This window comes from Streptomyces boluensis, from assembly GCF_009908195.1.
GTDB classification, from domain to species: domain Bacteria; phylum Actinomycetota; class Actinomycetes; order Streptomycetales; family Streptomycetaceae; genus Streptomyces; species Streptomyces boluensis.
The window spans coordinates 1-9507 of the sequence record NZ_JAAAHS010000305.1 but is presented as its reverse complement, the minus strand read 5'-3'; the positions used below and the strand labels follow the sequence as shown (position 1 = coordinate 9507).

Annotated in this window: 9 protein-coding genes; 2 read left to right on the top strand and 7 right to left on the bottom strand. The window is 72.3% G+C overall.

Features of this window, described 5'->3' with window-relative positions; all coding sequences use genetic code 11:
• Positions 1–43 precede the first annotated feature (43 nt).
• The 3 genes from GUY60_RS28575 to GUY60_RS28565 all read right to left on the bottom strand — a co-directional run bounded on the left by GUY60_RS28575 (position 44) and on the right by GUY60_RS28565 (position 3188).
• A complete protein-coding gene (locus GUY60_RS28575) occupies positions 44–631 on the bottom strand; it encodes a GNAT family N-acetyltransferase (RefSeq protein WP_161702938.1) in 588 nt (195 codons plus the stop codon).
• 144 nt (positions 632–775) lie between these two features.
• Positions 776–2041 carry an MFS transporter gene (locus GUY60_RS28570; RefSeq protein WP_223178742.1) on the bottom strand — a complete coding sequence of 422 codons (1266 nt, stop codon included), beginning with the start codon at positions 2039–2041 and terminating at the stop codon, positions 776–778.
• Positions 2042–2150: 109 nt separating this feature from the next.
• Positions 2151–3188 (bottom strand): Lrp/AsnC family transcriptional regulator, encoded by a 1038-nt coding sequence (locus GUY60_RS28565; RefSeq protein ID WP_161702936.1) that lies wholly within the window; start codon positions 3186–3188, stop codon positions 2151–2153.
• A gap of 118 nt (positions 3189–3306) precedes the next feature.
• On the opposite strand from GUY60_RS28565, the gene GUY60_RS28560 reads away from it, so the two are divergent.
• On the top strand, positions 3307–4536 hold the full coding sequence (locus GUY60_RS28560) for a lipase family protein (RefSeq protein ID WP_161702934.1): 1230 nt from the start codon (positions 3307–3309) through the stop codon (positions 4534–4536).
• Between the two features lie 12 nt (positions 4537–4548).
• Here the strand turns inward: GUY60_RS28560 and GUY60_RS28555 are convergent, their stop codons facing one another.
• Entirely contained in the window at positions 4549–5136 is a 588-nt protein-coding gene (locus GUY60_RS28555; protein ID WP_161702932.1) for a hypothetical protein, read from the bottom strand.
• Between the two features lie 217 nt (positions 5137–5353).
• On the opposite strand from GUY60_RS28555, the gene GUY60_RS28550 reads away from it, so the two are divergent.
• The gene (locus tag GUY60_RS28550; RefSeq protein ID WP_161702930.1) at positions 5354–6448 is read left to right on the top strand and encodes a PLP-dependent cysteine synthase family protein; all 1095 of its coding nucleotides are present in this window, start codon (positions 5354–5356) and stop codon (positions 6446–6448) included.
• Between the two features lie 73 nt (positions 6449–6521).
• Here the strand turns inward: GUY60_RS28550 and GUY60_RS28545 are convergent, their stop codons facing one another.
• The 3 genes from GUY60_RS28545 to GUY60_RS28535 form a co-directional block, all read right to left on the bottom strand.
• Positions 6522–8231 (bottom strand): IclR family transcriptional regulator domain-containing protein, encoded by a 1710-nt coding sequence (locus tag GUY60_RS28545; protein ID WP_161702928.1) that lies wholly within the window; start codon positions 8229–8231, stop codon positions 6522–6524.
• A gap of 122 nt (positions 8232–8353) precedes the next feature.
• A complete protein-coding gene (locus tag GUY60_RS28540) occupies positions 8354–8935 on the bottom strand; it encodes an RNA polymerase sigma factor (RefSeq protein ID WP_161702927.1) in 582 nt (193 codons plus the stop codon).
• Positions 8936–8954: 19 nt separating this feature from the next.
• Positions 8955–9269, bottom strand: coding sequence for a hypothetical protein (locus tag GUY60_RS28535; protein ID WP_161702925.1), 315 nt, complete (start codon positions 9267–9269; stop codon positions 8955–8957).
• Positions 9270–9507 lie beyond the last annotated feature (238 nt).

Below are 9507 nucleotides of genomic sequence, written 5' to 3'. Positions count from 1 at the left end.
GGGTGATGGGGAAGGGGCGATGGTCCCTGACCTCCTGCAACCGTCAGGTGGTCGAGCCCCGCTCCTTCCACTCCCTCGCCAGCGTCGCGTACACGTACTCGTCGCTCCAGCCTTCGTCGTCGAGGTCGTTCTCGATCAGGTGGGCCTCGTGGCGCATGCCGAGGCGTTCGCAGATGCGGGCCGAGGCGGTGTTGCGGGCGTCGAGGCGGGCGAAGAGGCGGTGGACGTTCAGGTGCGTGAAGGCCAGGGAAGCGGTGGCGCGGGCTGCTTCGGTGGCGTAGCCGTGGCCCGCGTAGGACGGGTTGAAGATCCAGCCGATCTCCGCCTGGCGCCCCCGCGCGCTCGCCAGTTTCAGGACCAACTCGCCCACGACGCCCGGTGTCCCGGCCCGGCACACGGCCAGGACCAGGGCGTCGCCGTCCTCGGTCCACTCCGTACCGGCCGCGCGCTGCGCGAGGGAGCGTGCGCACTCGTCGCGGGTGAGGGGCGGGCGCAGGAGGTAGCGGGCGACCTCGTCGAGGCTCTGGTACGCGTACACGTCGTCGAGGTCGTCCGGCGTGAAGAGACGTAGGACGAGCCGCTCCGTGGTGACCGGCATCGGGACGGGTCGGTGCTGCGATCGGGCGGTCATGGGAACCCCTCATGTCGTACGGCTCATCTCGTACGGCTAGTTGCGGCGAACTCCGGTGGACCTTGGTGAACTCCGGCCGGCCGGCCGCTCAGCGTACGTCGCCCGTACGGGATCCAGCCTTGAATTTTTCAGCACGCCGGACCGCTACGTGCGCGGCGCGGACGCGCGACCTCCGCGCCACCACAGGCCCACCCACCCCGCGCCCACAAGCGCGGTGACAGCGGCGAGGCTCGCGTACGCGACCGTGTACGAGGCGGCGGCGGCGACCGCTCCGGCGGCGAGGGCGCCGAGGCCCGTGCCCGCGTCGAAGCCGACGTTCCAGGCCGTGCCGACGGACGACCGCTCCCGCTCGCCCGCGGCGGCGAACGCGTGCACCAGGGTCAGGTTCTGCAGGCCGCCGTACGCGACGCCCACGACGAGCATGCCGACGATGAGCAGGACGCCCCCGGTCGTGGCGGAACCGCTCGCCGTGCCCGTGCCGATCGCGGCGAGTCCCACGGCGCCCGCGAAGAGGAGCGGCGCGATGGCCGGGGCCGCGCCACGGCGGTCCGCGAAGCCGCCGAACGCCCAGCGGCTCAGGGCGGAGGTGCCGGTGAAGACCAGGAGCGCCACGAACACCGTCGTCTGGTCCGGGACCAGGCTCGGCGTGAACGTGAGCACCGCGCCCCCGGCCGAAGTGATCGCGAGCAGCGCCGCGATCGGCCCCGCCAGGGCACGGCGGAGCGCGGCGGTGTCGCGCGGCACGGCCTCGGCGGCCTCAGCGGCCTCGGCGGTCCCGGTCGGGCCGGTCGCCGGCCGGTCGTGGGCGCGCAGCGCGCGGGCCACCCGCAGGGCGAGCGGAATCGCGAGCACCGGCACGACGGCGAGCGTGAACACCAGCCAGTAGCCGACCTGTTCGGTCAGCCAGGGCGCCAAGGGGATCAGCACGAACTGCGGGGCCGCGGCGGCCAGTCCGTACGCGCCGACGGCCCGGCCGCGACGCGCGGGCTCGACGAGTACGGCGACGCCCATCGCCCCGCACACGGTGATGATGCCGAAGCCGAGACCGCGTACCGCCGCGAGCGCGGTCACCGCCCACACGTCGTCGGTGAGCAGGTGGGCCGGTGCGGGAGCGCCGAGCAGACAGGCGCCCAGGATGAGTGTCCAGCGCCAGCCGAGCCGGTCGAGGGTGCGCCCCACGAGGAGTTGGGCGATCACGGTGCAGAGCATCATCACCGCGTTGACCGCACCCGCGCCCAGCTCGTCGGCCCCGCCGTGCAGCACCCAGAGTGGCGCGACCGGCAGCAGCAGGGCGACCCCGGCGAAGCCGAGCGCGGTCGAGCCGAGCAGCGCCGGCATGCCCGGTGCCCGCCAGACCGACGGGGCATCGGGCTCGCGGTCGGTCACTTCATTGGTCCGTCCATCCAGCATCAGAAAACGGTATACCAAAGGGGTTTCATGGCTCAGGGGTGTCATGGCTTCCGGAGGGCTTGTCGGACGCGGTCAGGGTGTGGCAAAGGCCCTCCGGCACGGCCGGAACTCAGCGCGGTGGCCGCGGGGCGCCGAGGAGTTGCCTCAGTGAGCCGTCCTGGTCGCAGGGTTCGTCGGCCCAGCGGCCCTCGGGGGTGCGCAGACAGCCGTGCACCTTCACCGCGTACGCGGCGACCTGTGTCTCCACGATCCGCAGTCCGGGGGAGAGCGCGGTCAGTTCGGTGTGCAGCGCCGTGACGCGGGCGGGCGACTCCAGGTGCGCGAGGAGCTGGAGGTTGGCGCGTCCTGTGGTGACGGTGAGCAGGCCGACCTTGGGCATCTGGGCGAGTTTCGCGGCGAGTTGGGGCACGTCGTCCGGCGGTGCCGCGCACCACAGCAGCACCCGCCAGGGCGCGGGGGACGCGGTGTCGGTGAGCAGCGCGACGAAGCCGAGGAGGCCGTCCGCGCGCAGCCGGCCGAGTCTGCGGGAGACGGTGCTCGGCTCGCGGCCCAGGCGGCGGGCGAGTTCGGCGGTGTCGGTGCGCGGGTCCTGGCCGAGGAGCCGGAGCAACGGCAGGTCGTCGTGTCTGAGGGTGGCGGTGGCGCCGGTGCGCGGTTCGGGGAGTGCGGCGCGCAACTCCCGTATCTGGCGCGGATGCAGGGACTCCAGACGCCGGGAGCCGCCCACTTCGATGGTCTCCAGGACCGTGTTGGTCTCGGAGTGGGCGACGGCGGGCAGGGCGGCCACGGCCTGCTGTGTGTCCCGGATCAGGGTGGGGTGGTCGGTGCCCACGAGCGTCGCGTACACATCGGCGGAGCCGTCGGTGACATGGACGGACGCGGCCTGCGGCCAGGCCGCGAGGCGCCGGGCCACCTCGTCGGCGCGGCCGGGCGCGGTACGCAGCCGCAGATGCCCGAGCTGCAGCCGGTCCACCAGTCGGGGCCCCGCCGTGGGCACCACCCGCAGGGCGCCGCTCTCGCACAGTCGCGCGTACCGCCGGGCGACCGTGCGGGGTTCGGCCGCGAGCACGGAGGCCAGCAGCGCCCAGGGCGCTCGGGGCGCTTCCTGCAGCGCGTGTACGAGCGCGAGATCGTCCTCGCTGATCACGCACGGAATGTACATTCGGGCCCCGGTCTCGGCAAGGATCAGGCATTCTCCCGGTCCTCGCCGCCCGCGGCGGCACCATGTCCCCACTCTCCAGCCGTCTCACCGAACGGAGAACCACATGGTCACCCGCACCGCCAAGTCCGGCACCGCCCAGTCCCGCAGCGCCGAGTCCGGCACCGCCAAGTCCCGCCTCTGCACGGTCGTCGCGGCCACCGCGGTCCTCGCCGCCACGGCCGCGCCCTCCGTCTCCGCGACGCCGGTACGGCACGGGCATCCGGCGCCCGGCACCGTGGTCGGCTCGGCCCCGCTCACGGAGGACCTGTGGGTGCCGGGTACGGGCGCCGCGTACCGGCTCACGTACACGACGACCGACGCGCACGGCCGTACGGCCCGTAGCACCGGCAGCGTCTTCGTCCCCAAGGGCGAGGCGCCGCAAGGGGGTTGGCCCGTCGTCTCGTGGGCGCACGGCACCGTGGGCCTCGACGACAGTTGCGCGCCGTCCCTCGTCGGCTCCTCGGCGCAGGAGCGCGACCTCGCCTATCTCGCCAAGTGGATGGAGCAGGGTTACGCGGTCGTGGCCAGCGACTACGTGGGGCTCGGCACCAAGGGCCTGATGCCCTACCTGGACGGCAGGACCACGGCACACAACGTCGTCGACATGGTCAAGGCCGGACGGAACTTCGCCGAGGAGCGGCTGCCGCAGAGCGCGCGCCTCTCGCGTGAGTGGGTCACCATCGGGCAGTCCCAGGGCGCCGGCGCGGCGATCTACACGGCGCGCCACGCCACCGAGTTCGGCGGTGCGGAGCTCGACTACCGGGGCGCGGTCGGCACCGGCACCCCGGCCTACGTGGAGAAGCTCGTCGCGGCCGCCGAGCCCTCCGACGAGCCGTCGAGCCCGGTGACGACGGCGTACGGCGCGTACATCTTCGCGGCGCTGCGCGATGTGCACCCCGAGCTGCGGATCAACCGTGTCCTCAGCCGCGAGGGCAAGGAGTTCATCGACCGGGCGGAGAAGGAGTGCCTGCGGCCCTTCGAGAAGCGGATCGAGGAGGCCGGGGTGTCGAGTGGTGACTTCCTCGACCGGCCGGTCAACGAGATCCCGGGCTTCGCCGAGACGGTACGGGAGTACATGGGCATGCCCGAGGACGGCTTCGACCAGCCGTTCTTCATGGCGCACGGCACGAAGGACAAGGACGTGCCGATCTCCGCGACGGCCGCGTACGCCGCCGCGCTGAAGGCGAACGGCGAGCCGGTCACCTTCGCCACGTACCCGACCGACCACAGCGGCACGATGGCCGCTTCGCAGCCGGACACGGTGCCTTTTGTCCGTGAGTTGTTCGCGGACTGAGCGGCCCGGCCGTCAGGTGGTGCCATCCAGGACCTCCCGGACGGTCAGGTACGGGCGTGGGGCGTCGGGGGGTCCGATGTGGTGCTGGAAGTGCGGTCCGTCCGGGGTGAGTTGGGCGGAGGTGCGGACCAGGCACGGCTCGTAGACGAACATCGGGCGGTGGAACTCGGCGTACAGCGTCCGGGTCGGAGCGCCGATCACCTGATGGAGTGTCAGTCGGCCGTCGGCGGAGCAGTCGGCCTCGACCTGGATCCGTTCGCCGCGCGGGTCGACGGAGAGGCCGCAGCGGAGGGTCAGGCTCGGCGCGTCGGTGAACCCCGGGCAGGGGATGGCGTAGTCGACGCGCAGGGCCGTGACCACGAGTGCGCCCACACCGTCGCCGCCGATGTCCTGCGGTAACGAGAGCCGGTGAAGTCTCGCTTGTGCGGCCCGTGCCAGGAGTTCCCTCGGAAAGGCTTCACCTGCGGCGTACCGCTGGGCGGCTCCCGCGCCGATCTCTACCAGGAGGGTGCCCCACCGCTCGTGGACGAGTTCACTGACGGACTCACTGGCGGGTTCGCTGACGGATTCTCTGGCTCTGTTCGCGAGCTCCACGGTCATGCGTCGGTGCCCCTTCGGTCTGCGTCGGAACAACGTCAATATGTTGGCGAGGAGAGGGAATTGCCAGCGCTTCGGCGGGTGTGGGGCGTGAACGCGTTGAACCTGGGGCGGCCCGCCGGGCCTGGCCGACGGCAAGACGCAGGTGTTCCTCGGCGGGCCCGGTGTGGAGCCGAAGGCCTGACTCCTCCCGTCCGGTCGGCTCCAGTAGGGTCCGGTCATGACTGAGGAGCACTCCAACGCGTGGGCTGCCGAAGCGATTCGGCGGGTACGGGAAGGCGGCCCGCATGTGACCCCCACGCCGCTGCGGCCACTCTCGCTTCCCGCGATCCGGGGTATCGACATCTACCTCAAGGACGAGTCCGCGCACCCCACCGGCAGCATGAAGTACCGCCTGGTGCGGGCCATGTTCTGCGAGGCGATCGCCAGCGGGGCCATCACAGCCGACAGGCCGGTGATCGCGGCCACCAGCGGAGCGGTCGCCGTCGCCGGGGCTCACTTCGCGAGCCTCCTTGGCCTGGACTTCACCGCCGTCGTACCGGCCAGGACCGCTGCGGAAGTCCTGGCCAGGATCGAGGGGGAGGGCGGTCGGTGGCAGGTGGGTGAGCAGCCACCGGCCGCGGTGCAGGAGGAGGCAAGGGCGTTGGCCGAGCGGCTCGGCGGCCACTTCCTCGACCACTTCACCGACGTGGAGCGGGCGATGGCCGTGTCCGGTGAGCCGACGATCGCCGACGAGATCTTCGTGCAGTTGAACGGGGAGCCACACCCGGTCCCGGAGTGGATCGTCGCTGGCGCCGGAACAGGAGCAACCTCCGCGGCAGTCGGACGCCACCTGCGGAGAATGGGCCACCCGACCCGACTGGCCGTGGTGGATCCGGAGAACTCCGCCTACTTTCCCGCGTGGGCCAGCGGGTGTGGCGACTACACCACGGGGATGCCCTCGCGCATTCCCGGCATCGGTCGCCCACGCATCGAACCCGGTTTCCTCCCGGCGGTGATCGACCTGATGATTCCGGTCCCGGACGCGGCGTCCATCGCGGCCCTGCGGTGGCTCCGCACCGCTGCCGGGATCGAGGCCGGACCGGCGACCGGCACCAACCTCTGGGGGGTGTGCCACCTGGCGGCAAGGATGAGTGAAGCGGGGGTGCACGGCAGCATCGTCACCGTCATCGGCGACACCGCCGATCCGTACCTGAACACCCACCTCGACCCTTCCTGGGTACGTGCGCGGGGACTCGACCCCGCACCGTACGAGGCCGACATCGAGCGTTTCGTCCGTACCGGGTACTGGCCGGCCGGGCAGCATCCCGCGTGACGCCCAGACGCGGGGGTGAGGTGGCCGCCGAACCGGGGGGCCACCTGCGGCACCCCACCCCCACCCCCAGCCGTCAGGGCAAGGCGCGGCGTGGTGCCGGGCTCGGGGGCGGGTTCGGGGCACTCCTCCACTCCTGGGCACCCCTCCACTCCTGGGCACCCCTCCACTCCTGGGCGGCCGCCTGACCGGCACTCGCGCCGGCCGCCGTGTCGTCGGCGATGAGGTGGGCGAGCAGAATGCCCGTCGCCCGCTTGCTCAGGGAGTGCGCGGCGGTGATGAGGCGGCGGTGCTGGTGCGCGGGCAGCGACAGTGCGATGCCGGACGCGCGGCCGGGCAGACCGAGCGAGTACGCGACGCACACCTCCTTCCGCGAGTACTCCAACAGGTCGAACTGCGCGGCGTGCGGGCCGTGTCCGTCGAGTTTCTCGACCAGGTCCCGTGGGTCGGTGATGGTCCGGTCGGTCAGCTGGATCGAGGGGTAGCGGGCCAGGTGCTCCATCCGGGAGTCGAAGTCGAGTTGGGCGAGCAGACTCTTGCCGACCGCGCTGGCGTGACCGGTGTCGGTGAACGGCGCCCACTCGTCGACCGGCGGCGCCGTACGGCTGTACGCGGCCTGGTGGATGAGGATCTCCCCGTCCGTATAACTGCTGAGGTAGATCGCCGCGTCGAGATCGTCGCGCAGCTCGGCCAGCGCCTGCTGCAGCAATCCCCGGTCCGCGTGCGTCGCCATCCGCATCAACGGACCCGGGTGGTGCGCACCGCCCACCGTGGTGATGAGCTGCTGGGCGCGGAGCCAGTCCAGGAAGCGGATGGTGCTGTTCATCGACATCCGGCCGCGCTGCGCGAGGGCGCGGGTGTCGATGCCGTCGGCGTCGTTGATGAGGTGCAGCAGGTCCCTGGCCCGCTGCGCCGCCTGCCAGGAGGCAGGTGTCGTGGCGAGCGCCGGGCGGCTGCGCGCCATGTCGTGGAGCACGGCGGGCCGCAGCGCGCTCGCCGACCACCACGGCTCCTCGCCGAACGCGTCACGGGGACCTGGTGGCGGCGGAGCGGTGGGCACGGAGTCCGTACGCGCGGTGTCCGTACGCGAGGTGTCTGTACGGAAGTCGGGGAGTACGGGGAGTGCGGGGAGTACGAGAGCCGGTACCGGCCTTTCGGTGCCCCGCTCGCGGCTGTCCTCCCCGCGTCCCCCGCCCACCAGTGGAGGCAGCGGGGGAGCGGGGACGAGGAAGAGGTGGGGTTGCCCGGTGCCGGTAGCGGCCTCCGTGGTGGCGGTGGGGCCGTGCTCGTCCGTGGTGCTCGGCGCCGCCGCACCCTCCGGCTGTCGCTGTCCGGCCACCTCACCCTCACCCTGCTCCAACTCCCCTCGTACGCCCAGAAGTTCACGGAGCTCATCGAGAAACTCGGCATCCTCGACCCGTGGCGTTCCCGACCCCGCTTCCGGGCTGCGCCGCCCGAGTTCGCTCAGCAGCCGGGACGCGTCGCCGTGGCCGAGGCGGGCGGCCTCGGCGACCAGGAACCAGGCCTCCCGCTCCCAGTCCTCGCCCGCCCGCAACGCCACCACGGCGAGCCGGAACAGCGCACCGGGGTGCCCGGCGCCCGCCGCCTCGCCCAACCAGTCGGCGGCGTCGAGGAGTTCGCCCCGCAGCAGTGCGCGCGACCCGAGCCGGTACAGGGAGTTCGCCCGCCGCCGCGCCTCGCGATCCGGTTGTACGGTCTCGGCGAGCGGGCCGAATTCGCCGTCGGGGCGGTACCAGAAGTCCGGCGGCCCGGTCAGCTCACCCATCAGCCGTACGAGCTCCACGGGAAGCGCTGGTGTCCGACGGTCGGGACGACCTGGCGCCCGCTGGTCGGAAAGCCCTGGTGTCCGGCGGTCGCCCGTGTCCTCGTTGAAGCGGTTCACGCCCCTCACCCGCCCTTCTCCACGCTTCGTGTCCTGCTCCGGTGCCGGTCTCTGATGAAGTCGCCGAGGGCCCGCCGCAGATCGACCACCGCCTTGTGCCGCTCGTGGTGCACCCGGTCGGCCCGCATGCCGAGCGCGGCCGCGATCTCGATGTCGGTGAGGCCGAGGCTCTGCAGCCGCACCACCTGCCGGCGCTGGGTCACCGGCATCGCCTCGATCGCCGGCCACACCAGGTCCTCGAGCGCGTCGAGGTCACCGTCGAGGTCGCCCACCGGCGCCTCGCCCTGCCGTTGCTCCGGCAGCAACGTCTGTAGCACTCCGGCCAGTTCGAGGCGTCGCTCGGTACGCAAGCGGCTCCGGGCCAGATTCTTGGCGGCCGTCGCCAGATACGCCGGGAGGTTGACGCCCTCGTCCAGCTCGCCGGCCTCCAGGCGCCTGGCCACGTTGAGGAACGCCTCCTGGGCGACGTCCTGGCAGGCGGGCAGGGAGAGCTTCGTGCCGGTCTGCCGATGCAGCGAGTGAGGCGTGTCCGCCATGAACTTCTCGTAATGGTCCAGGAGTTGACGGCCCAGGTCGTCGGCCACCATGACGCGGTCTCTGTGCGCCTCACCTACCACGGAGCCGCTCCTCGGGGCAGCCGCAGAGCCCGCGCGCGCCGGGCGCCGCGCCGACCCGTACGACGACCGCCACGTCCCCGGCGCCGTGCACGTCCACCCGTACGACGTGCCGCTCCAGCGTGTCCGCCTCGGAGGCCCCGGCCACCCCGGAAGGTACGGGGCACGCCGGGGCCGGTTCCGCCCGCCCTCGGGCCCGATGCCGCTCCAGCCGCTCAAGGAGGGCAGGAATCAGGGCGGCGAGTACGGGGCCGAGCCCGCTCGCCACGACCGGAACCAGCCCGGCCCACTCGAAGGACGCCGTCATCTGAGTTGATCTCCATCTGTTCCGGTCGGACGCGCAACACACCTCACCCTGCCGACGCCCCACCGGCCCCTGTTCTCCCTCCGGGACCGCAAACGGTTGGAACTGACCGTTCATGAGTGTTGTTGTGACCGTTGCCGCCCACGCTCAAGTGACTGTTGACCAGGGAGGCTTGAGCCGGAGCCAAGGGCGCGGCATCACCCTTCGGCTCCCCCCTCGCTTCCCCGGCCGCCTCCCCGGC